The organism is Rathayibacter rathayi (assembly GCF_004011095.1).
Lineage (GTDB): Bacteria > Actinomycetota > Actinomycetes > Actinomycetales > Microbacteriaceae > Rathayibacter > Rathayibacter rathayi.
Genome location: NZ_CP028129.1, coordinates 1,274,975 through 1,294,828, shown reverse-complemented (window position 1 = coordinate 1,294,828; position 19,854 = coordinate 1,274,975). Strand labels below are relative to the sequence as shown.

Sequence of the window (19,854 nt, the reverse complement as noted above, 5' to 3'; positions counted from 1 at the left end):
CAGCGATCGTGACGTCCGCCGCGAGCGGAGGCCCGCGGCGTCCCCGTATCGGAGTGATGGGCGGCACCTTCGACCCGATCCACCACGGTCACCTGGTTGCCGCATCTGAGGTGGCCCAATCGTTCGACCTCGACGAGGTCGTCTTCGTCCCCACCGGTCAGCCCTGGCACAAGAAGACGGTCACGTCGGCCGAGCACCGCTACCTGATGACCGTCATCGCCACCGCGTCGAATCCGAGCTTCACGGTCAGCCGCGTCGATATCGACCGGGTCGGAACGACCTACACGATCGACACTCTGCGCGACATCCACGCCGCGCACCCGGATGCCGAGCTCTTCTTCATCACAGGTGCGGACGCGGTCGCGCAGATCCTCAGCTGGAAGGATTACGACGAGCTGTGGGAGCTGGCCCACTTCGTCGCCGTCAGCCGACCGGGGCACGTCCTCAACGTTTCGGGATTGCCGGCCCAGGACGTATCCTTATTGGAGATTCCGGCACTAGCGATTTCCTCGACGGACTGTCGGAGCCGCGTGAACCGGGGTCATCCGGTCTGGTACCTGGTTCCCGACGGTGTCGTCCAGTACATCTCGAAGCACCATCTGTATCGGAGTACGTCATGACAGTTCAGCCCGAGGAGAAGCCGCTCACCCGGCGCGAGATCCGCGAGCGCGAGAGGCGCGAGGCCGGTGCCGGCCCTGCCGCCGCCGCTCCGACGACTTCCCGGCGGGCAGCAACGGCCTCCGTCACCGCCGCCGGCGACATGCCGGTGCTCACTCCCACTCAGGCCCTGCGGATCACACCCGTCGAGCCGCGTCCGGCGAGCGAATCCGATCTGCGCACCTCCTCGATGGAGATCGTCGCTACCGAGAACGCGACCGGCCGTCCTCTGACGCGCCGCGAACTGCGCGCCCTGCTGGCACAGCAGCAGGCCGAGAAAGTCGCCGCGACGCCGGAGGTCGAGCCTTCTGCTCCCGCCGATCGAGAGCGGTCCGGCGAGGTCGAGGACGCACTCGAGCGCGCTTCGGCGCTCCCGCCGACGGGCGCAGTGGCCGTGGTCGAGGCCGCCGACGAGTCGCGAGACGCCGAACCGGTCCCCGAAATCGAGGACGCCGCCGCCGAGGAGGGCGTACCCGAGGGCGCCGGCACGGCTGAGCAGCCCGGGGATTCAGAGGCGTCCGGGGATGCCGCACTGGCCAGGGCCGAGCCCGACGAGCCCGCGCCCGAGGACACCGATGCGATCAGCGCCCGCGACGAGCGGACTGACGACACGTCTCCGTCCGACACGGTGGGGGAGCAGGACGACCCTCAACCCGCGGACGAACCCGAACCCGAGCAGCCGCACCTCAACACCGCCCTGTTCGCCTCGGTCGGCGGCTCGCTCGACATCGCCGATGAGAAAGCGACCGAGATCACCGGAAGCTTCGAACCGCCTATCGAGCACCTCGCTATCACCGAGGAGTTGGACAGCAAGTCGAAGGAGGACGTGGATGCCTCGTTCGACTCCCTCATCGCGAGCGGAGTCGCCGCGACCGGCGCCGTCACGACCACCAACGCGCTGATCCTGCCGACCACCGGTCCCGGAACCTCCGTCGGGACCGACTCGGGCGAGATCCTCGTTACCGGCTCGTTCGATCTCCCGCGAAGCCTCGGCTCCACGGGCCAGCATCCGAACCTCTACGACTCGCCCGATGTCGACCGCTACGTCGACCGTATCGACCGAGAGCAGCCCGCCGGCGAGTCCGAGCCGGTCCGTGCCTCCAGTGCCGTCTCGACGCACGCCGCGGGAACCTCCATGATCGCGCCGCAGAAACGCGCCGGCATCAGCGTTCCGGTGGTCCTCGCGGTCACCGCCGCGGTCCTGCTGGTCGCCTCGATCGCGCTGTTCATCGGTGGCTTCGTGCTCAACATCTTCTGACCCGCCACCGACACTGAAGGCTTTATGACTGCGACCGACTCCGCCCGCGCCCTGCTCCAGCTTGCGGCCACTGCCGCCGACTCCAAGGGCGGAGAGGACCTCGTCGCCCTCGATGTCTCGGGGCCGCTGCCGCTGGTCGACATTTTCCTCCTCGCTACCGGCCGATCCGAGCGCAACGTGGTCGCGATCGCGAACGAGGTGGAGGATCGGCTTAACGACTCCGGCGCCAAGCTCCTGCGCCGCGAGGGTCGTGCGGAGGGGCGCTGGATCCTGCTCGATTTCGGAGACCTGGTTGTGCATGTGTTCCATGAGGAGGACCGGATGTACTACTCGCTGGAGCGACTGTGGAAAGACTGCCCGACGGTGCCGTTCACGATCGACCAGCCCGTCGCTGTGGACTCGACGCCGCCCACGAACTGACGAACACGCCCGGCGACAGCGCTCGATTTCACATCGCGCAGTTCGTGTTGTAGTTTGTTCGAGTTGCTTCCGCCGAGCGGATTCCGCAACATGGGCGGTCGAGCAAGAACCGCGATAACGCAAGAACCGCGATAACGCAGAACGGCGATAAAGCAGAACAGCACGATGCACGGGTCCGTGGCGCAGCTGGTAGCGCACCTGCATGGCATGCAGGGGGTCAGGGGTTCGAATCCCCTCGGATCCACTCTGAGAGTCCGCACCCCACGAGGAGTGCGGGCTTTCGTCGTTTTAGAGCGGCCACACTCGGTCTGTCCTCGTAGGGGATCGAGCCCGTGTGGATCGGCCCCGTCGGGCCGATCCCGTCACGCCGTCCTCGGTCCGACCTGTTCCAGGTGCGCACCGCTCTGAGCCAGGAACGTCGAGAGTTCGCCCCAGGCGTCCTCCGCGATGGTGCTCTGAGGGCGCCGCGCGAGATCCGCCAGCGCATCCGTCAGCTCCTCCGCGCCGGTCACGATCCTGGTCCGCGCCGGTCCTGCACCCTGCCACGCGGGGGCGTAGGTCCTGACGTCGGGGTAGCTGTAGAGGACCGCGGTGTCGAACCACGGGGTCGGCAGCCCTCGCCCGGCGAGGTACTCCTTGAACCGCGCGGCCTGGATCCGCACCTGTAGGGCGGGGACACGATGATCGACATGGGTCCTGACCGTCAACGACGACACCGTACTCGGCGCGATCTGAACGGCGAAGGTCTCCGGCAGCGCGTCTTCCTTGACCAGCACGCCGTAGGACGGATGCACAGTGCCGGGACGGATACCGTCGAACACTACCCCCTGCCAGTACTTGGCCTCGATGATCATCGCTCCGTGCCGGGTCAGCAGCAGGTGATCGATCTGAGCGAAGAAGCGCCGCGTCGTGCGCGAATCTGTCGGTACGAAGACGATGTTCGTCGCCAGGAGGCCCGACAGCCCCGCCGAGACACACGCCTCGCGGATCAGTGTGTGCGAGACGGCCTCTTCCTTCCAGGTCTTCGAGAGCGCTGTGCGAATCTGATCGGCCTCCTCCTGCCTCGTCTCGAGTTCGGTCCGGCTCTCGGCGAGCTCGGTCTCGTGGGAGTGGGCGAGAGCGCCGAGCGCATCCTCGTGCCGTCGCTGGAGCTCCGCGGTGGAGCGCTCGTTCTCCTGGGCGGTCTGCTCAGCGTCTGCCGCTGCCGCGGCTCGACGCCGGTGGCCGAACAGGGCGACGATCAGGAGGGCCAGGAGCAACGCGGCCGCGACGGCCCAGGGAAAGTTCTCGTTCATGCCCGCCAGGCAAGCACGGACCACCGACGGCGCGCCCGTGACGGTCGGTAAACGCGCCGAGCGGGCAAACTAGCCGCATGCCGAATCCCCCCGCCCAGCGCGGCCTCATCACCCAGTTCTCGATCGTCAACGCGCTGGTCGCTGGCCTCTTCGACGGGATCGTGACCAGCCGCGAGGTGGATGCGCACGGCGATCTCGGACTCGGCTGCGGCGAGCACATGGACGGGGAGCTCGTGATCCTGGACGGAGTACACCGCCTCTTCCGCGGAGACGGCTCCGTGGTCGTGCTCGAGTCCGACGACGTCATCGCCTTCGCCGAGGTAGCACGGTTCGCACCTCATCACGTTGCGGCGGTTGAGGATCTCGGCTCCCTCGAATCCGTGCTGCACGCGGTGCGATCGCTCGTGCCCAGTCCGAACGTCTTCGTGGGAGTGCGCCTGCGAGCGCGGGTCGGCACTGTGGTTCTGCGTCAGCCGATCGCGCAGGTGAAGCCCTACCGGCGTCTAGCGGAGGCAATGCGCGAGCAGCGCGAGGTCAGGCTGCACGGCGTCGAGGGCACACTGTTGGGCTTCATCGGCCCGCGCCCGTTCCAGGGGATCAGTGTCGCCGGGCTGCACACCCATTTCGTCGACACGAGCGGAGCGGTCGGCGGGCATGTGCTCGCCGCCTCCGGCGTGACGGGTGTGCTGGAGATCGAGCAGTACGGCGGTCTCACCGTCCGACTGCCCGAGTCGGACGACTACCTCCGGGCCGACCTGGACGCCCCGGCCGACGCCGACGCTGCGATCCGCGCCGTCGAGACCGACCACCCGAGCTGAGCGCCCCTACCCTGGACGCATGCCCACACTGCGCGACGTCCACGCCGTCATCGACCGACTCTGGCCCGAGGCGGCCGCCGAGAGCTGGGACGCGCCCGGCCTGGTGACCGGTGACCCCGACGCGTCCATCGAACGCCTCCTGCTGACGGTTGACGTCGTCGCGGATACCGTCGAGGAGGCCATCGACGGCGGCTTCCAGCTGCTGGTCGCGCACCATCCGCTACTGCTGCGTGGCGTCACCTCGATCGCTGAGGACGGCTACAAGGGCCGCCTGCTCGCCGACCTCATCCGCAGCGGCTGCGCCCTGGTCTCTGCCCACACCAACGCCGACATCGTGACGGACGGAGTCTCGGATGTGCTTGCGGCCCGTCTCGGCCTGACCGGCGCGACTCCACTCGTGCCGGGCGCCGATCCCTCCGTGGGGCTCGGCCGTGTGGGCGACCTACCCGAGGAGGTGACGCTCGGGCGCTTGGCCGCTGCCGTCGCCGACGTCCTGCCCGCCACGGCCGGGGGAGTGCGGGTCGCAGGCGGCTACGAGAGTCCCGTGCGCCGCGTCTCGCTCTGCGCAGGAGCTGGAGACTCGCTCCTGGACGCTCCAGCGGTCCGCACGAGCGACGTGTTCATCACCGCCGACCTCCGGCACCATCCCGCCTCGGAGGCTCGCGAGAAGGCCCGGCACGGCAGCGGTCCCGCGCTCATCGACGTCTCGCACTGGGCGAGCGAGTGGCTGTGGCTCGACGTCGCCGCAGCCGCTCTGCGCGAGGCCCTGCCCACGGTGACCGTCGAGGTGAGCGAGACCCGGACCGACCCGTGGGATTTCGCGATCGTGCATTGACCCACCGTGGGCACGGGAGAATGGACGCGGCGCGCCCACCCTGCGTGCCGGGAACGAGGACCGCCACGTGAAAGCCAGCCCCGCACACCAGCGCGAACTCCTGACTCTCGCGAGTCTGGACACGAGGGGCGCGCAGCTGCGCCACGCTCTCGCGACGCTTCCGCAGATCGCGCGGATCCAGGCGATGCAGGCCCGTGACAACGAGACCCGTCGTGCCCTCGCCGAGCGCGCCGGGCGCCTCGAAGACGTGCGCACCGAACTCGGCCGCATCGAGTCTGACGTCGGCGTCGTCGAGAAGCGCCTCACGCGCGACCGAGACCGCCTGCAGACCGCTTCGGCCGCGAAGGACATCGCCGCGCTCGAGAGCGAGATCACCTCCTTGGTGAAGCGCCGGGGCGACCTAGAGGACATCGAGCTGACGCTGATGGAGCGCATCGAGGGCATCGAAGCCGAGGTCGCCGCCGCTCAAGCCGAGCGCGACGAGGTCGTCGCCTCGCTCACCACTCTCGCCGAGGAGCGCATCGCGCAGGCCGAGAAGCTCCGAGACAAGCAGGAGGCGCTGGCCCGCGACCGTGCCGGTCTCGTCACGACGCTGCCGGAGGATCTGGTCGAGCTCTACGAGAAGCAGCGCATCCGGTACGGCGTCGGAGCGGCATTGCTTCGCGGCAAGGTGTCCGAGGGCAGCGGAGTCGCGCTCACCGAATCCGATCTGTCCTGGATTCGCGCGTCTGCGCCGGACGAGGTCGTCCTCTGTCCCGATAGCGGTTGCATCCTGGTGCGCGGCGAGGAGTCGACGCTCGCCTGAGCCGTAGACTGGACGGGCGAACGGGCCGGCAAGACGGTCGCGTCACCGCGGCGAGAGCCCGGTGCCGAGGAACGTCCGGGCTCCACAGAGCAGGGCGGTGGGTAACACCCACCCGGGGTGACCCGCGAGATAGTGCCACAGAGAACAGACCGCCGCAGGCTTCGGTCGGCGGTAAGGGTGAAACGGTGGTGTAAGAGACCACCAGGGGCCGGAGTGATCCGGTCCGCTCGGTAAACCTCGCCCGGAGCAAGGTCAGACAGAGGACGATGCGGCTGCTCGCCGGGTCCTCGGGTAGACCGCTGGAGAGTCACGGCGACGTGGCTCCGAGAGAGATGGCCGTCCAGCGCCCGCCGAGAGGCGCGGCGTGAACAGAACCCGGCGTACCAGCCGACCCCTTCGCCACGAGATGCCCCGCCCCGGCGGGGCATCTCGTGCCCCTGCCGCATTCCCATAAAGCGGTCTCAACTCGCCGCCGTCCACAAGGCGAACCGCCGAAACGCGTGCCAGCGTTTCGGTGTAGCCGGCCGCATCCCGCTCTATGAAACGCACCACCCGCGCACGCCAACCGCGGCGCGGCGGGCAGGGACCGCCGCGAACCACATGCACCGCGAACCGCCGAAACGCGTGCCAGCGTTTCGGTGTAGCCGGCCGCATCCCGCTCTATGAAACGCACCACCCGCGCACGCCAACCGCGCCGTGGCGGGCAGGGACCGCCGCGAAAGACGACTCAGCCCGCGAGGGCTGCCGCGCCGAGTATGCCTGCGTTGTTGCGGAGCGCTGCGGGGATGATCGGTGTGCGCAGATCGAGCAGCGGCAGGAATTCCTCGTAGTGCTTCGAAATGCCGCCGCCGACGATGAAGAGGTCGGGCCAGAGGAGCGCCTCGAGGTGGGAGTAGTAGCGCTGGAGTCGCTTCGCCCAGTGCTTGTAGTCGAGGTCGTCGCGCTCCTTGGCGGCGAATGACGCCTTCTTCTCGTAGTCCCCGCCGTGGATCTCTAGGTGGCCGAGCTCGGCGTTGGGGATGAGAGTCCCGTCGTGGATCTGTGCCGTGCCGATCCCCGTGCCGAGAGTGGTCATGATGACCAGGCCCTTCGTGTCCTTCGCCGCTCCGAAGCGGGATTCGGCGTAGCCCGCCGCGTCGGCATCGTTGACGAAGAAGATGTTCCGGTGGAGCGCGTCTTCGAACAGCTTCCCGGCCTCGAGGCCGATCCATTCGTCCGAGACATTGGCTGCCGACATGGTGCGGCCGTGCACGACGACGGCCGGAAAGCAAATGCCAACCGGGGTGTCCGAGGGGAGATCAGGGATCTGCTCGAGGATTTGCTGGACGGTGGCGACGATGTCCTTCGGCTTTCCGCCGTCGGGGGTGGCGAACTTCATCCTGTCGCTGAGAAGAGTGCCCGCGGCCACATCGACCGAGGCTCCCTTAATGCCCGTTCCCCCGATGTCGATCCCAATGGCGGTCGCCGCAGCAGTCATATCGGTCATGCTAGCGAAGGGCGAGGGGTCTGGCCCGACGCAGGCTCCGGCGTAGGATCGCCCGCATGACTGTTGGCGACGTGAACTCGTGGTGGTACAACCTCAAGGCCGGCACGGTGGAGCAGGGCTTCGTGTCCCCCTCGGTCGACCGGGTCGGACCTTTTTCCTCGAGGGAAGAAGCGGCCCATGCTCTCGAGCGACTGCACGAGAACAGCCGCAAGTGGGCCGAGGAGGACGCCGCCGAGGACCGCTGAGCGCCACTACTCGTAGCTGTGCTCAGCGCCGGGGTAGGCACCGGATTCGACGTCGTCCCGGTAGGCAGTAACGGCTCCGGTCAGTACCCCCCGCAGATCGGCGTACTGCTTGACAAAGCGGGGGATGCGACCGGTGGTGAAGCCGGCGAAGTCGGTCCACACAAGCAGCTGGCCATCCACATTGGGTCCCGCGCCGACTCCGATTGTCGGAATCCGTAGTTCCTGGGTGACCTGCCGCGCCGCATCGGCCGGAACCATCTCGAGCACGACGGCAAAGGCGCCCGCGTCCTGGACGGCATGCGCGTCGGCGAGCAGCTGCTCGAGCCCCTCGCCGCGGCCCTGGACTATGTGCCCGCCGAGCCCGTGTTCGCTCTGCGGCGTGAATCCGATGTGCGCCATCACGGGGATGCCCGCCTCGACAATGCGGCGGATCTGCTCGGCTGAGCGAACCCCGCCCTCGAGCTTGACCGCGTGCGCGTGCGTCTCCTTCATGAAGCGGAAGGCCGTGTGTAGCGCATCGTCGGGCCCGGACTCATACGAGCCGAAGGGCATATCGGCGACGACGAAGGCACGCTCCACGGCCCCAGCGACGGCACGCGCCAACGGGATCAGCTCGTCGACGGTCACGGGGAGCGTCGTGTCGTAGCCGAGCACCGTGTTGCCGGCGGAGTCACCGACGAGGAGGAAGTCGATCCCGGCCTCGTCGAAGATCTTCGCTGTCAGTTGGTCGTAGCTCGTCAGCCCGGTGATGCGAACACCGGAGTCCTTCGCAGTCTGGAAGTGGCGGGTTCGAACGCGTTTCGCGGGCTGCGCTGACATGGGCGCCAGTCTATGGCGCGCCTGTGGCACCCCGCGGGCCCTGGTCGGAGGCAGTAGCCTGAGGGTCGAAAACAGGAGGAGTCTGGATGGACAAGCAACGGGACTTCGTTCTTCGCACCATTGAAGAGCGAGGGATCAAATTCGTTCGCCTCTGGTTCACCGACGTCGTCGGCACTCTCAAGTCGGTCGCCATCGCGCCGGCCGAGGTCGAGGGAGCATTCGCGGAGGGTCTCGGCTTCGACGGTTCCGCGATCGAGGGCCTCACCCGCTCGTTCGAAGCCGATGTCTTGGCGCACCCGGACCCCTCGACGTTCCAGATCCTGCCGTGGCGCGGAGAGATCGACCCGACGGCGCGGATGTTCTGCGACATCACGACGCCCGACGGCCAGCCCGCCGTCGCGGATCCACGCAACGTGCTCAAGCGCACGCTGGCGAAGGCGGCAGAACGCGGATTCACGTTCTACACGCACCCTGAAATCGAGTTCTACCTGTTGACGTCGTCGTCGTTCGGTACCGAGGGGCCGGAGCCGGTCGACTCCGCCGGGTACTTCGACAACGTCCCCGGAGGCACGGCGCACGACTTCCGCCGACGCTCGGTGCGGATGCTGGAGGACTTGGGCATCTCGGTCGAGTTCAGCCACCACGAGGCGGGACCCGGTCAGAACGAGATCGACCTCCGCTACGCCGACGCGCTGACGACGGCTGACAACATCATGACCTTCCGCACGGTGATCAAGGAGGTGGCGATCGAGCAGGGCGTGTACGCGACCTTCATGCCCAAGCCGCTCTCCGGGCACCCCGGTTCGGGTATGCACACCCACTTGTCGCTCTTCGAGGGCGACGTGAACGTGTTCTACGAGCAGGGCGCCCAGTACCAACTGTCCAAGCTCGGCCGGCAGTTCATCGCAGGCCTGCTCAGGCACGCCCCCGAGATCACCGCGGTGACCAATCAGTTCGTCAACTCCTACAAGCGCCTCTGGGGCGGCGACGAAGCGCCGAGCTACGTCTCGTGGGGCCACAACAACCGCTCCGCTCTCGTGCGGGTGCCGCTGTACAAGCCGAACAAGGGGCAGTCCTCGCGCATCGAGTACCGCGCTCTCGACTCCGCTGCGAACCCCTACCTCGCCTACTCGCTGCTCCTGGCCGCCGGGCTGAAGGGCATCGAGGAGGGCTACGAACTCCCCGCCGAGGCCGAGGACAACGTCTGGGCGCTGTCGGACGAGGAACGCCGTGCACTCGGCTATGGCGCCCTGCCCGCGAGTCTGGATCGTGCCATCTCGCTGATGGAGGAGTCGGAGCTGGTCGCAGAGACGCTGGGCGAGCAGGTGTTCAACTTCGTGCTGCTCAACAAGCGAAAGGACTGGGCCGAGTATCGCGCCCAGGTCACTCCGTACGAGCTGCGCAGCAACCTCGAGATGCTCTGACCCTTCGGCCATGCCCCGCGAACGATCTCTGCGCGATGTCGCGCGCCTCGGCTTCTCCGCGCTCGGTGAGACCGGGGCGCGGCTGGCCGAGGCGGAGCTTCTGGCGGGTCGGCAGCTGGAGTCCGTGCTGCCCTCCTTCGCTCGCGTGGCCGACCCGGACGAGGCTCTGCTCGCACTGCTCGATTTGCTGCGGCGGCACCGCGGCCGGATGGACACGGTCCTCGCCGACGACGAGGCCCTGACGCGCCTGCTCCTGGTGCTCGGGGCCTCCTCCGGACTCGCCGACTTCCTGCAGCGGCGTCCCGAGGAACTCGCGAGCGTCCTCGAGCCGGTCCGAGCTCTTCCCGGCCGCGCCGAGATGAAGGCCGAGCTGCTGGACTCCGTCGGCGCGATAGACGGCTTCTCGACGCTTCGGGGGGAGGCGGGCTGGACTGCACTGCGCGTGCGGTACCGACGCCTGCTCACGCAGATCGTCGTGCACGATCTCAGCCAGGCCGATCCCGTCGCGGCGATCGACCGGGTGACCCGCGCGCTGGCCGACCTCGCCGGCGCAGCACTCGAGGCCTCGCTCGCTGTGGCGCGGACGGAGCTGGTCGGCGGCGCCGGCCCCGGGCGCTTCGGCAGGGACGAGGTGGCGGCCACTCGCTTCGCTGTGATCGGCATGGGCAAGGCGGGCGCTTCCGAGCTGAACTACGTCAGCGACGTCGACGTGATCTTCGTAGCGGAAGGCGACCCAGAGCGCGAGCTGTCGAACGCCCGCGCGATCGACGTCGCCACCCGGCTCGCCGTCCTGCTGATGCGCGGCACCTCCGCCCTGGCGATGGAGCCGGAGCTGTGGGAGGTCGATCCGAACCTCCGGCCGGAGGGGAAGCAGGGTGCCCTCGTGCGCACCCTCGAATCCCACATCACCTACTACGACCGCTGGGCGAAGAGCTGGGAGTTCCAGGCGCTCCTCAAGGCGCGTCCGCTCGCAGGCGATCTGGAGCTGGGTCGGGCGTACGTCGATGCGGTCGCGCCGAAAGTGTGGACGAGCGCCTCCCGCGAGAAGTTCGTGGAGTCGGTCCAGCGCATGCGCGAGCGAGTCACCGAGAACATCCCGCAGAACGATGTCCACTACCAGATCAAGCTCGGGCCGGGCGGGCTGCGCGACATCGAGTTCACGGTGCAGCTGCTGCAACTCGTCCACGGGCAGACCGACGACGAGATCCACATGCCCGGTACTCTGCTCGCCCTGGGAGCCCTCGCCGAGCGCGGCTACATCGGCCGCACCGCTGCGGAGGAATTCGCGCAGGACTACCGCGCGCTGCGCCTCCTAGAGCACCGCCTGCAGCTGCGGCGCCTGCGTCGCACGCATCTCATGCCCCGCGACGAGCACGAGCTGCGCACCCTCGCCCGCTCCAGCGGCCTCGCCCGCACGGCGGAGGAGCTACTGAGCGTCTGGAACGGCATCAAGAACCGAGTCCGCGGACTGCACGAGCGCCTGTTCTACCGCCCGCTCCTCTCGGCCGTCGCCGCACTCTCCGACGGGGGAGCCGAACTCTCCACCGGCCAGGCGGAAGCGCGCCTCGCCGCCATCGGCTTCGCGGATGCCCGCGGGGCCCTGGGCCACATCGCCGCGATGACCTCGGGCGTCTCGCGCCGCGCGAGCATCCAGCGCCACCTGGTGCCGGTGATGCTGCAGTGGTTCGCGGACGGCCCTGACCCCGACTACGGACTGCTCGCGTTCCGTCGGCTCAGCGACGTCCTCGGCGGTACGCCCTGGTTCCTCCGCATGCTGCGCGACTCCTCGGGCGCCGCGAAGCGCCTGACGACGGTGCTCTCGGGATCGCGTTTCGTCGGTGAACTCCTCGACCGGATCCCGGAGTCGGCCGCGTGGCTCGAGGACGACGACGCTCTACGCCCGCGAAGCGCGGCCCAGCTGGGTGAGGAGGTCCGCGCCGTGCTCGCCCGCCACGACAGCGCCGACGCGGTGGCCTCCGTCCTGCGCTCGATGCGCAGGCGGGAGGTGCTGCGGACAGCGATGGGCGGCGTACTGGGGCTCAGCACCATCGAGGAGATCGCAACGAGCCTCACCGACATCATCAGCGCGCTGCTGACCGGAGTGCTCGCTGCGATTCGCCGCGACAGTGACACTCGGCCCGGCTCTCAGACCGAGTTCGCGATCATCGGCATGGGGCGCTACGGAGGAGCGGAGCTTGGCTTCGGTTCCGACGCCGACGTGATGTACGTGCAGCGACCAGGGACCGCCGAACCGCACCAGGCGCAGCTCTACTCCCAGTTCGTCGTCGCGGAGCTGGTGCGGTTGACGGAGGACTCGCGCCTCCCGCTCGACCTCGACGCCGACCTGCGCCCCGAGGGCAAGAACGGGCCGCTCGTGCGCTCTCTTGACTCGTACCGTGCCTACTACGCCCGCTGGTCCCTGACGTGGGAGGCGCAGGCGCTGCTGCGGGCCAGGGGAGTGGCGGGCGACCGGGCGCTGATCGATGATTTCGCCGAGTTGGCCGATGGTGTCCGCTATCCTTCCGCGATGTCGGACCGCGACATCCGCGAGGTGAAGCGGATCAAGGCGCGCGTCGAGAGCGAGCGCCTACCGCAGGGTGCAGACCCCCGTCGGCACCTCAAGCTCGGCCGCGGATCACTGAGCGATGTGGAGTGGTTGGTGCAGCTCCTCCAGCTGCAGCACGCGCGCTCCTTGCCGCCCCTCCGGACCACCTCGACCCTCACCGCTCTGGCGGTGGCGGAGGCGGAGGGCTTGATCAGCGGACAGGATGCGGAGCGACTCCGCGCGGCCTGGATCCTCGCCTCCCGCGTCCGCTCGGGCACCACTCTCTGGGGGAACCGTACGAGCGACGTCCTCCCGACCGACCGCCGCCAGCTCGAGGGCGTCGCGCGCCTGCTGGAGTACCCGGTCGGCTCCGCGACGGCCCTCGAGGACGACTACCTCGGCGTGACCCGCCGAGCCCGCGCGGTCTTCGAGCGGCTGTTCTACGGGCCTGCCGCGGAGGACGCGCCGACCCGCCGCTGACCCCTTCCGCCGGAAACGGCGAAGGGCCGCCCCTCCCGAGGAGGAACGGCCCTTCTGGCGGTGCTGCGGGACTAGACACCGTAGTACAGCTCGAACTTTCCGCCAATGATTGCCGGCGATGGGGAAAGGTCGCGATCCGCGTCAGTCCGCCGATCGTATGGTGGTGAGCGGCCCGGATCGGGACTCTTGCTGACTCGCTGCGGACTGAGGTCTTCGCTCAAAGGACAGTTGCGGAGCGAGCCCTGCTGGTCTCGTCACGCTCGGTGAGACGCAGCGGGATTGCCGGGGTGACGAGGAGCCACTGGCTGTACCCACGAGCGTCGACAAATAGAAATGATGTGTGCTTCCCGCCACCAAGGATGAGGTCGATATCGCTCCGCATCTTCCCGATGTCGGTGTCCTCGGAGAGCGGAATCGTCTCAGTTCCGTAGTGCAGCGTCTTCTTCGACATAGCGGGGTCCTATCTGTGTAGTGGCAGGCCTTCACGCCCATCCGACTCTAGGGCGTTCTGCGGCTCTCTCGCGTGTCGGAACCCTCAGGCGGCCTCATGGCGCGGCGGCGGTACGGACGCAGGAGCGCCTTGATCGCGGGCTCCCCGACCCATCCCGCGGCCTTCGCTCTCCGCTCCGCAGTCTCTTGGACCCGCTTCGCGTACCAGGCACGGTTGTACACCGACAGTGCCGACCGGCACTGAACACACCGGCATCCGGTCCAGTAGCGCTGCACGGTGCCGTGCTCAAGGTGGGCCGCCGATCGCGGCCGGGTGGCGTTCGTCTCGAGGCGTTGCACGAACGCGGCTTGCAGGTCGGGGAGGAGGATCACCCGCTGCCCGTCGACGAGGCGGCTCGGCATGCCTTCCTCGAGCCAGCGCATGATCGTGCGCCGGCTGCGATGCACTCGACGGGCGGCTTCACGCACGGAAAGGGCCTCAACCATGCATGCCAGTCGAGGCCCTAGTAGCGCCTGATCTACCTCCAGCTGCCGCGCTGCTGATCGTGGTCGCGTCGATCAAGGGCGTTCGCGACGATGATCTTCGCGTCCCCGTTCGCCTGCTCGCGGAGGATCCCGAACAGGTGGCCGTCCATCGTGATCTGCCTGTCCCGGTCGGTCGTGGGAGCCGCGGCCGTGATGTCCCCGCCTGTCATTGGCTACACGCCCATGCGCTGCATCGTCTCCGCGAGGATCGCCATCGACCGCTGCGAACCGTCGAGTGGGATGTACGGCCTCAGGAACATCCGCCCGGTCGCCGACGACGCGCCATGTGGAAGCGGGCACCATCTGCGCGACGGGCTGCATCGGCGTCAGACCGCGTAGGCCGCCCTGCGCGTAGAACTCCAACACGCCGCCGCGCGCCTGGTGCGCGTAGGCCGGCAATCCGGTCGAGGAATAAGAACCGGCCTGCGATTGCACGAGCTTCTGCACCGTCGTGATCGTGATGCTGCGGCCAGTGTTGGCCGCGACGTACCGGTCGATCGAGCTTTGCGCCGGCTGAGTGTCCGCGAAGACCACGACCGATCCGTCGGAGAGAGTCACGATCCGATCCGACAGGGACTGCACCTTCCCCTGCTCCTCGGGCGCGCTCGACGAGAACGCCGTCGTCGCCGAGCTCGGGGTCTGCAAGACCGTGTCGATCAGCGAACGCGCCTGCCCTCGGTGAGACTCATCTGCGTCAGCTGCCCGACGAGGGCGCTGGTCGCCGTGTTGTACCGACCGGTCAAAGCGTCCTGCGCTTCACCGGTCGCAGCAGCGGCAGAGATCTCATCACCGAGCGCCGCAATCGAGTTGCGGACCTGACTCTCAAGATCGGCGCCGGCCCGGACCGAGCCGTCCTGCGCGACCGTGTACGCGTCGACTAGCGGCGTCGTCCCGTCGAGGGAGTAGCCGACACCATCGATGGCTGACGCGACGTCTCGGGTGCGGTCGGAGAGGTAGCCGAGGTCGATCTGCGGGTCGAAGAAGTCGTGGAACTGGTCCCGGCCCTCCTTGAGGTTGCCGCTGAGTTGGTGGACGTTGTCGGCGACGGATGCTGTCTTCTCGTCGAAGCCCTCTATGTCGGTGATGACCGCCTCGAGCCCGGACGTGTCTTGGCCGAAGAAGTACATCGCCTGACCGATGGCTTTGAGGATGTCGACGCCGGCGCCGGACACGAACTCCCGAGCGCCTCCGTTCCGCCCGCGACGGACTCTATGAGGGCCTGCCCGAAGTCGATCCCACCATCGACGAGATCCGACAGGAACTGCAGGACTAGGCCGCGGTTCTCGGACACGAACATCGCGAGGTTGCCGAGCCCGTCTCCGAACGCGCCGGCGAGCGCGCCCTTCACCGCGTCGCCTGCGACCTCGATGCTCCGCAGGGCGCGCCCTCGGTCTTCGACGCGTCGTTATCCGCAAGGGTGTCGAACATCTTCTGCGAGGAGCCGGTGACGCCGTTCAGCTGACCTGCTGCCGTCGAGAGGTCGAGAGCGAACAGAGCAGAGCCCAGGTCCTCAGCCTGGGTGCCGAAGAGGCCGACGGCCGCCGCGTTCCGGGCGACCGGGTCGAACTGGCGATCCTGCTCGACAACGCGGGGATCGCCCGTGAGGATGTGGAAGCCGAGGGAGAGCCCATCGGTGGCACATTCATGATCGGCTTCACTGCGGAGGAAGTTGCAGGCCGCATTCACGAGCGCGATGAGCACCTGAGCATGGACTACATCCAGAGCGCCTCCATGAGGCCAGAGCCGGGCTACTGGACCAGCCGGTACGTCGCCGCAGAGAGGCTGAACGTGGCAAGCATCCGGAAGCGCCCTAACGGCACCTGGCGCGCCCGCTACCGCGACGCGGACGGCAAGGAGCACGCCCGGCACTTCCGGTACAAGGACAACCCGAAGGAGAAGGCGCAGTCGGCGCAGCACTGGCTCGACTGGGTGACGGCCTCCGTCGTTCGCGGCGACTACCTCGACCCCGACACCGCGCGCATGACGGTGGGAGCGGTGTGACCGATGGCTGGCCGGATACGCGACGAAGCGCCCGTCGACGGTTCGGCAGGCGCGCACGCATCTCAAGCACATCCGCGCCGCTTTCGGCTCTCGCCCCCTGGCTAGCGTCAGGCCGTCCGAGGTCAAGATGTGGACCGCGGCGCTCAAGGAGCGGGGCCTCGCGGATTCGACGGTCTACGCCCTGCACGCTCGGCTGTCGCACCTGCTCTCAGACGCCGTGCACGAGACGGTCTCATGCCACGGTCTCCGGTTTCGAGAAGGACGTCTCCGGGCGCGGGGAAGCAGCGGCCCTACGTCGCCACGACCGAGCAGATCTGGGCGCTCTACGACGCGATGCCGGAAGGGATGAAGCCGGTCATCCTGCTCGGCGCATTCGCCGGCCTCCGGGTCGCTGAGATCGCCGCGCTGCGTACCGTCGACGTCGACTTCATGCGCGGCATCATCACGCAGGCGATCCAGTACCCGGCCGAGCCGCTGAAGACGGAGATGTCGCGCACCCGATCCCGATCCCCACGGAGCTCGCGCTCGAACTGAACCGGGTGCCGGCGAAGTGGGGAGCAGCACGCTCGTCGTCGGCGCATACGGCCGACCGGTCGCTCCGTACACGATCGAGACGCAGTTCCGCGCTGCGCGCGACACGATCGACGGTCTGCCTAAGGGGTTCCGCATTCACGACTGCCGTCACTACTTCGCGTCGCTGCTCATCGCATCCGGCCTCGACGTGAAGGTCGTGCAGGCCCGGCTGTGGCACTCGTCCGCGACGACGACGCTTGACACGTACGGGCACATGTGGCCGGACAAAGACGAGTCCGCACGAGCGGCCGTTGCACAGGTGCTGGCCGCTCGTGCGGACTCGTTGCGGACTGACCCCGCTACTTCCGCGGGTTCTCGCTAGACCCCGTAGTACAGCTCGAACTCGAACGGGTGCGGGCGCTGCGCGAGGGGCTTGATCTCCTTCTCGCGCTTGTACTCGATCCAGGTGTCGATGAGTTCCTGCGTGAACACGCCGCCCTGGAGCAGGAAGTCGTGGTCGGCCTCGAGGGCGTCGAGCGCTTCGCCGAGGGTCGCGGGGACCTGCGGGATGAGCTTCGCCTCCTCGGGAGGCAGCTCGTAGAGGTCCTTATCGACCGGCTCGTGCGGCTCGATGCGGTTCTTGATTCCGTCCAGGCCCGCCATCAGCTGGGCGGCGAAGGCGAGGTAGGGGTTCCCGGAGGCGTCGGGCGCGCGGAACTCGATGCGCTTCGCCTTCGGGTTGGTACCCGTGATCGGGATCCGGATGGACGCGGAGCGGTTACCCGCCGAGTAGACGAGGTTGACCGGCGCCTCGAAGCCCGGGATCAGGCGGTGGTACGAGTTGACCGTCGGGTTCGTGAAGGCGAGGACGGCGGGGGCGTGCTTGAGCAGGCCGCCGATGTACCAGCGCGCGATGTCCGAGAGTCCGCCGTAGCCGTTCTCGTCGTAGAACAGCGGTGTGCCGTCGTTCCACAGCGACTGGTGGGTGTGCATGCCCGAGCCGTTGTCGCCGAAGAGGGGCTTAGGCATGAAGGTAGCGGTCTTGCCCCACTGCTCGGCCGTGTTCTTCACGATGTACTTGAACTTCAGGATGTCGTCGGCCGCGTGCACCATCGTGTCGAAGCGGTAGTTGATCTCGGCTTGGCCGCCGGTGCCCACCTCGTGGTGCGAGCGCTCCAGGATGAGGCCTGCGTCGATCAGCTTGAGGCAGATGTCGTCGCGGAGGTCGGCCTGCTTGTCGACCGGGCTGACGGGGAAGTAGCCGCCCTTGTAGGGGGTCTTGTTGCCGAGGTTGCCGCCCTCCTCGACGCGTCCCGAGTTCCACGCGCCCTCGACGGAGTCGACGGAGTGGAAGGCCGCGTTCTGCGTGACCTCGTAGCGGACGTCGTCGAAGATGTAGAACTCGGCTTCAGGGGCGAAGAACGCGGTGTCGGCGACGCCGGTCGACGCGAGGTACTTCTCGGCCTTCTTCGCAACCTGGCGGGGGTCCTTGGAGTAGATCTCGCCGTTGCGCGGGTTGTAGATGTCGAAGACGAGGATCAGTGTGCGCTCGACGCGGAACGGGTCCACGTAGGCGGTGGTCACATCAGGGATCAGCTGCATGTCCGATTCGTGGATGTTCGCGAATCCGCGGATCGAGGACCCGTCGAAGAGCTGGCCGACGGAGAAGAATTCCTCGTCGACCGTCGAGGCGGGGATGTTGAAGTGCTGCTGGACACCGGGGAGATCGGTGAACCGGATGTCGAGGAACTTGACGTCCGTGTCCTTGATGAACGTGAGCACCTCGGAAGAATCTTTAAACATGCAAAGGTCTCCAATGGCGTAACGGGTGGCTGCAGAACGCAGCTGCTCCAGGGTAGTAGACGGGGGGTTTCCCCACCGTGTCCCTGTTGTTTCGGGCATGTTACGGGGCCCGGCTGTACCCGCCCTCACCGCGACGCTCCACTCGCGGTCTCGGGGCCGCTGCGAGACTGCGCGGATAAGATCGAAGGATGCCAACCGCCGATCGCAGGACCTTCGCCGACGCCGCCCCGAGCGAGTACCCGGGAGAGCGCCTCGGCCTCCCGCGCGAGGGCCGGCTCTCGATCGCACGTCCAGGACGCCGCATCGCCGCCCTCGCCGCCGACTTCGCTGTCGCCGCGCTGCTCTCGCTGGCTTTCTTCGACTACGACCGCTGGGCGAGCCTGCTGCTCTTCATCCTGCTGCAGGTGGTCTTCATCCCCACGATCGGGGGCAGCGTCGGCCACCGCCTGCTCGGCATGCGCGTCGTCCGGCTCGGTGGTGGCTGGGTCGGTGTGTGGCGCCCGCTCGTGCGATCCGTGCTGCTGGCGGTGCTTGTTCCCGCGCTCGTTTGGGACTCGGACCAGCGCGGCTTCCACGACAAGGTCGCCGCCACGGTGCTCGTGCGCTCCTGACGGGTGCCGTGCCTGGCGGAGGGGCCGACCGGGCGCGATCCCGGCCGGCTCGTTTTTCAAGCGAACGTCAGCGCGGGCGCTGCGACCGCACCTTGAAGGGGTCGACGCCCTTCGGGATCGGCAGCGAGGTGTTCAGGGAGGAGAGGCGGTTCTTGACCGCGATCACCTCCGCCTTCGTGAGGACCTTCTTGGTCTTCGCAAGGCGGCTCGGTACCCGGTGCAACGGCGTCGCGTCGGCATCGGACCCGACGGTGACGAAGGTGACGGGCACGTTCGGCAGGATCCGCGAGACCTTGCGACGTTCGTCCTCCAGCATCCGCTTGGTACGGGAGGCAGGACCCTCGGCGATCAGCACGACGCCGCCGCGCCCCACCGCCCGGTAGACCGCGTCCTGGGTCTTGCCATTGACGGCGACGGGCATTTCGCCGCCGGTCCAGGTGCCTCGGAGACCGCTGCGCAGGACCGCGCCCACCGCTCCGGGCTGCCCGGCGATCTGGCCGTAGGCGGCGCGCTCGGCGCGACGGGAGAGGACGGCGAGACCGGCGACCAGGCCCGCCATCACTCCGACGACGATCCACAGCGCGATCACGAAGCCGTTGCCGTTTCCGAGCAGGATTCCGAGGAGCACGCCCAGCAGCACGGGGAGCAGGAGGGCGAGGAGGATGATCCACACGGCGTTGCTGTCGTAGCGGCGGGTCATCTGGAATACCTGCCACATCTGCTTGAGACGTCCGGGTTCCTTGACCGCCTTCGTCGACGGATCCGTGCTGCGTGCCATGACCACAAGGATACCGAGCGGGAGGTCCGCGGCCGACCGGGAGAGGGATCTCGCTCCTCCACAGGGGTGGATTCCGATGTTCTCTC

Annotated in this window: 23 protein-coding genes, 1 tRNA gene and 1 other RNA gene; 15 read left to right on the top strand and 10 right to left on the bottom strand. The window is 68.0% G+C overall.

The features are described 5' to 3' along the window. The first annotated feature begins 8 nt into the window (after window positions 1–8). The 4 genes from nadD (at window position 9) to C1O28_RS06310 (ending at window position 2,579) form a co-directional block, all read left to right on the top strand. Entirely contained in the window at window positions 9–620 is a 612-nt protein-coding gene (gene nadD, locus C1O28_RS06325; protein ID WP_097165901.1) for a nicotinate-nucleotide adenylyltransferase, read from the top strand. After that, window positions 617–1,915, top strand: coding sequence for an ICP22 family protein (locus C1O28_RS06320; RefSeq protein WP_097165902.1), 1,299 nt, complete (start codon window positions 617–619; stop codon window positions 1,913–1,915). The genes nadD and C1O28_RS06320 overlap by 4 nt, the downstream gene beginning before the upstream one ends. A gap of 24 nt (window positions 1,916–1,939) precedes the next feature. Continuing rightward, window positions 1,940–2,335, top strand: a complete 396-nt coding sequence (rsfS, locus tag C1O28_RS06315; RefSeq protein ID WP_097165903.1) for a ribosome silencing factor — start codon at window positions 1,940–1,942, stop codon at window positions 2,333–2,335. A gap of 171 nt (window positions 2,336–2,506) precedes the next feature. Beyond that, window positions 2,507–2,579 (top strand) — tRNA-Ala (locus C1O28_RS06310). Between the two features lie 118 nt (window positions 2,580–2,697). Here C1O28_RS06310 and C1O28_RS06305 read toward each other — a convergent pair. Further along, a complete protein-coding gene (locus C1O28_RS06305) occupies window positions 2,698–3,630 on the bottom strand; it encodes a nuclease-related domain-containing protein (protein WP_097165904.1) in 933 nt (310 codons plus the stop codon). 77 nt (window positions 3,631–3,707) lie between these two features. Between C1O28_RS06305 and C1O28_RS06300 the strand changes: the two genes are divergently transcribed. The 4 genes from C1O28_RS06300 (at window position 3,708) to rnpB (ending at window position 6,487) form a co-directional block, all read left to right on the top strand. Then, complete coding sequence (locus C1O28_RS06300) at window positions 3,708–4,448, top strand: acetolactate decarboxylase (RefSeq protein WP_097165905.1); 741 nt, start codon at window positions 3,708–3,710, stop codon at window positions 4,446–4,448. A gap of 19 nt (window positions 4,449–4,467) precedes the next feature. Next, window positions 4,468–5,283 (top strand): Nif3-like dinuclear metal center hexameric protein, encoded by an 816-nt coding sequence (locus C1O28_RS06295; RefSeq protein WP_097165906.1) that lies wholly within the window; start codon window positions 4,468–4,470, stop codon window positions 5,281–5,283. A gap of 67 nt (window positions 5,284–5,350) precedes the next feature. Beyond that, entirely contained in the window at window positions 5,351–6,088 is a 738-nt protein-coding gene (locus tag C1O28_RS06290) for a zinc ribbon domain-containing protein (protein ID WP_097165907.1), read from the top strand. Window positions 6,089–6,109: 21 nt separating this feature from the next. Then, window positions 6,110–6,487, top strand: an RNA gene (gene rnpB / locus C1O28_RS06285) — RNase P RNA component class A. 328 nt (window positions 6,488–6,815) lie between these two features. Here the strand turns inward: rnpB and ppgK are convergent. Beyond that, window positions 6,816–7,565, bottom strand: a complete 750-nt coding sequence (ppgK, locus tag C1O28_RS06280; RefSeq protein WP_097165908.1) for a polyphosphate--glucose phosphotransferase — start codon at window positions 7,563–7,565, stop codon at window positions 6,816–6,818. A 65-nt stretch (window positions 7,566–7,630) separates the two neighbouring features. On the opposite strand from ppgK, the gene C1O28_RS06275 reads away from it, so the two are divergent. After that, a complete protein-coding gene (locus tag C1O28_RS06275) occupies window positions 7,631–7,819 on the top strand; it encodes an SPOR domain-containing protein (RefSeq protein WP_097165909.1) in 189 nt (62 codons plus the stop codon). Window positions 7,820–7,825: 6 nt separating this feature from the next. Here C1O28_RS06275 and panB read toward each other — a convergent pair whose 3' ends face one another. Further along, window positions 7,826–8,638, bottom strand: coding sequence for a 3-methyl-2-oxobutanoate hydroxymethyltransferase (gene panB, locus C1O28_RS06270; protein ID WP_097165910.1), 813 nt, complete (start codon window positions 8,636–8,638; stop codon window positions 7,826–7,828). An 86-nt stretch (window positions 8,639–8,724) separates the two neighbouring features. Between panB and C1O28_RS06265 the strand changes: the two genes are divergently transcribed. Both C1O28_RS06265 and C1O28_RS06260 read left to right on the top strand, forming a co-directional pair. Next, window positions 8,725–10,062: a glutamine synthetase family protein gene (locus C1O28_RS06265; protein WP_097165911.1), complete on the top strand. Its 1,338-nt coding sequence runs from the start codon at window positions 8,725–8,727 to the stop codon at window positions 10,060–10,062. Between the two features lie 10 nt (window positions 10,063–10,072). After that, window positions 10,073–13,087, top strand: coding sequence for a bifunctional [glutamine synthetase] adenylyltransferase/[glutamine synthetase]-adenylyl-L-tyrosine phosphorylase (locus C1O28_RS06260; RefSeq protein WP_097165912.1), 3,015 nt, complete (start codon window positions 10,073–10,075; stop codon window positions 13,085–13,087). A 217-nt stretch (window positions 13,088–13,304) separates the two neighbouring features. Here the strand turns inward: C1O28_RS06260 and C1O28_RS06255 are convergent, their stop codons facing one another. From C1O28_RS06255 to C1O28_RS06235, 5 genes are all read right to left on the bottom strand, one after another. Further along, window positions 13,305–13,538: a hypothetical protein gene (locus tag C1O28_RS06255; RefSeq protein WP_097165913.1), complete on the bottom strand. Its 234-nt coding sequence runs from the start codon at window positions 13,536–13,538 to the stop codon at window positions 13,305–13,307. Window positions 13,539–13,585: 47 nt separating this feature from the next. Beyond that, on the bottom strand, window positions 13,586–14,023 hold the full coding sequence (locus C1O28_RS06250; RefSeq protein ID WP_127821460.1) for a hypothetical protein: 438 nt from the start codon (window positions 14,021–14,023) through the stop codon (window positions 13,586–13,588). A gap of 72 nt (window positions 14,024–14,095) precedes the next feature. Beyond that, a complete protein-coding gene (locus tag C1O28_RS06245) occupies window positions 14,096–14,620 on the bottom strand; it encodes a hypothetical protein (protein WP_127821459.1) in 525 nt (174 codons plus the stop codon). Between the two features lie 98 nt (window positions 14,621–14,718). Next, a complete protein-coding gene (locus C1O28_RS06240) occupies window positions 14,719–15,234 on the bottom strand; it encodes a hypothetical protein (RefSeq protein WP_097165915.1) in 516 nt (171 codons plus the stop codon). 172 nt (window positions 15,235–15,406) lie between these two features. Continuing rightward, complete coding sequence (locus C1O28_RS06235; protein WP_097165916.1) at window positions 15,407–15,763, bottom strand: hypothetical protein; 357 nt, start codon at window positions 15,761–15,763, stop codon at window positions 15,407–15,409. A 6-nt stretch (window positions 15,764–15,769) separates the two neighbouring features. Here C1O28_RS06235 and C1O28_RS15385 point away from each other — a divergent pair, with 6 nt between their 5' ends. The 3 genes from C1O28_RS15385 (at window position 15,770) to C1O28_RS15610 (ending at window position 16,958) form a co-directional block, all read left to right on the top strand. Beyond that, the gene (locus C1O28_RS15385; RefSeq protein ID WP_097165917.1) at window positions 15,770–16,063 is read left to right on the top strand and encodes a hypothetical protein; all 294 of its coding nucleotides are present in this window, start codon (window positions 15,770–15,772) and stop codon (window positions 16,061–16,063) included. A gap of 234 nt (window positions 16,064–16,297) precedes the next feature. Then, window positions 16,298–16,597 (top strand): site-specific integrase, encoded by a 300-nt coding sequence (locus tag C1O28_RS15615; RefSeq protein ID WP_237397982.1) that lies wholly within the window; start codon window positions 16,298–16,300, stop codon window positions 16,595–16,597. A 16-nt stretch (window positions 16,598–16,613) separates the two neighbouring features. Next, entirely contained in the window at window positions 16,614–16,958 is a 345-nt protein-coding gene (locus tag C1O28_RS15610) for a tyrosine-type recombinase/integrase (RefSeq protein WP_243392027.1), read from the top strand. On the opposite strand, the gene glnA is transcribed toward C1O28_RS15610, so the two are convergent. After that, window positions 16,955–18,379 (bottom strand): type I glutamate--ammonia ligase, encoded by a 1,425-nt coding sequence (gene glnA / locus C1O28_RS06220; RefSeq protein ID WP_097165918.1) that lies wholly within the window; start codon window positions 18,377–18,379, stop codon window positions 16,955–16,957. The two genes, C1O28_RS15610 and glnA, sit on opposite strands and share 4 nt — an antisense overlap. Window positions 18,380–18,567: 188 nt before the next feature. Between glnA and C1O28_RS06215 the strand changes: the two genes are divergently transcribed. Continuing rightward, on the top strand, window positions 18,568–18,990 hold the full coding sequence (locus C1O28_RS06215) for an RDD family protein (RefSeq protein WP_097165919.1): 423 nt from the start codon (window positions 18,568–18,570) through the stop codon (window positions 18,988–18,990). A gap of 67 nt (window positions 18,991–19,057) precedes the next feature. On the opposite strand, the gene C1O28_RS06210 is transcribed toward C1O28_RS06215, so the two are convergent. Continuing rightward, complete coding sequence (locus C1O28_RS06210) at window positions 19,058–19,768, bottom strand: DUF4191 domain-containing protein (protein ID WP_097166080.1); 711 nt, start codon at window positions 19,766–19,768, stop codon at window positions 19,058–19,060. Window positions 19,769–19,854: the final 86 nt, after the last annotated feature.

What these genes read in the sequence shown, in the direction of transcription:
- C1O28_RS06295 (WP_097165906.1), top strand. Translation starts at nt 4,468, where the DNA reads ATGCCCACACTGCGCGACGTCCACGCCGTCATCGACCGACTCTGGCCC.
- C1O28_RS06215 (WP_097165919.1), top strand. Translation starts at nt 18,568, where the DNA reads ATGCCAACCGCCGATCGCAGGACCTTCGCCGACGCCGCCCCGAGCGAG.
- C1O28_RS06260 (WP_097165912.1), top strand. Translation starts at nt 10,073, where the DNA reads ATGCCCCGCGAACGATCTCTGCGCGATGTCGCGCGCCTCGGCTTCTCC.
- rsfS (WP_097165903.1), top strand. Translation starts at nt 1,940, where the DNA reads ATGACTGCGACCGACTCCGCCCGCGCCCTGCTCCAGCTTGCGGCCACT.
- C1O28_RS06255 (WP_097165913.1), bottom strand. Translation starts at nt 13,538, where the DNA reads ATGTCGAAGAAGACGCTGCACTACGGAACTGAGACGATTCCGCTCTCC.
- C1O28_RS15615 (WP_237397982.1), top strand. Translation starts at nt 16,298, where the DNA reads ATGCCACGGTCTCCGGTTTCGAGAAGGACGTCTCCGGGCGCGGGGAAG.
- C1O28_RS06275 (WP_097165909.1), top strand. Translation starts at nt 7,631, where the DNA reads ATGACTGTTGGCGACGTGAACTCGTGGTGGTACAACCTCAAGGCCGGC.
- C1O28_RS06210 (WP_097166080.1), bottom strand. Translation starts at nt 19,768, where the DNA reads ATGGCACGCAGCACGGATCCGTCGACGAAGGCGGTCAAGGAACCCGGA.
- C1O28_RS06300 (WP_097165905.1), top strand. Translation starts at nt 3,708, where the DNA reads ATGCCGAATCCCCCCGCCCAGCGCGGCCTCATCACCCAGTTCTCGATC.
- glnA (WP_097165918.1), bottom strand. Translation starts at nt 18,379, where the DNA reads ATGTTTAAAGATTCTTCCGAGGTGCTCACGTTCATCAAGGACACGGAC.
- ppgK (WP_097165908.1), bottom strand. Translation starts at nt 7,565, where the DNA reads ATGACTGCTGCGGCGACCGCCATTGGGATCGACATCGGGGGAACGGGC.
- C1O28_RS15385 (WP_097165917.1), top strand. Translation starts at nt 15,770, where the DNA reads ATGGACTACATCCAGAGCGCCTCCATGAGGCCAGAGCCGGGCTACTGG.
- panB (WP_097165910.1), bottom strand. Translation starts at nt 8,638, where the DNA reads ATGTCAGCGCAGCCCGCGAAACGCGTTCGAACCCGCCACTTCCAGACT.
- C1O28_RS06265 (WP_097165911.1), top strand. Translation starts at nt 8,725, where the DNA reads ATGGACAAGCAACGGGACTTCGTTCTTCGCACCATTGAAGAGCGAGGG.
- C1O28_RS06250 (WP_127821460.1), bottom strand. Translation starts at nt 14,023, where the DNA reads ATGGTTGAGGCCCTTTCCGTGCGTGAAGCCGCCCGTCGAGTGCATCGC.
- C1O28_RS06320 (WP_097165902.1), top strand. Translation starts at nt 617, where the DNA reads ATGACAGTTCAGCCCGAGGAGAAGCCGCTCACCCGGCGCGAGATCCGC.
- C1O28_RS06305 (WP_097165904.1), bottom strand. Translation starts at nt 3,630, where the DNA reads ATGAACGAGAACTTTCCCTGGGCCGTCGCGGCCGCGTTGCTCCTGGCC.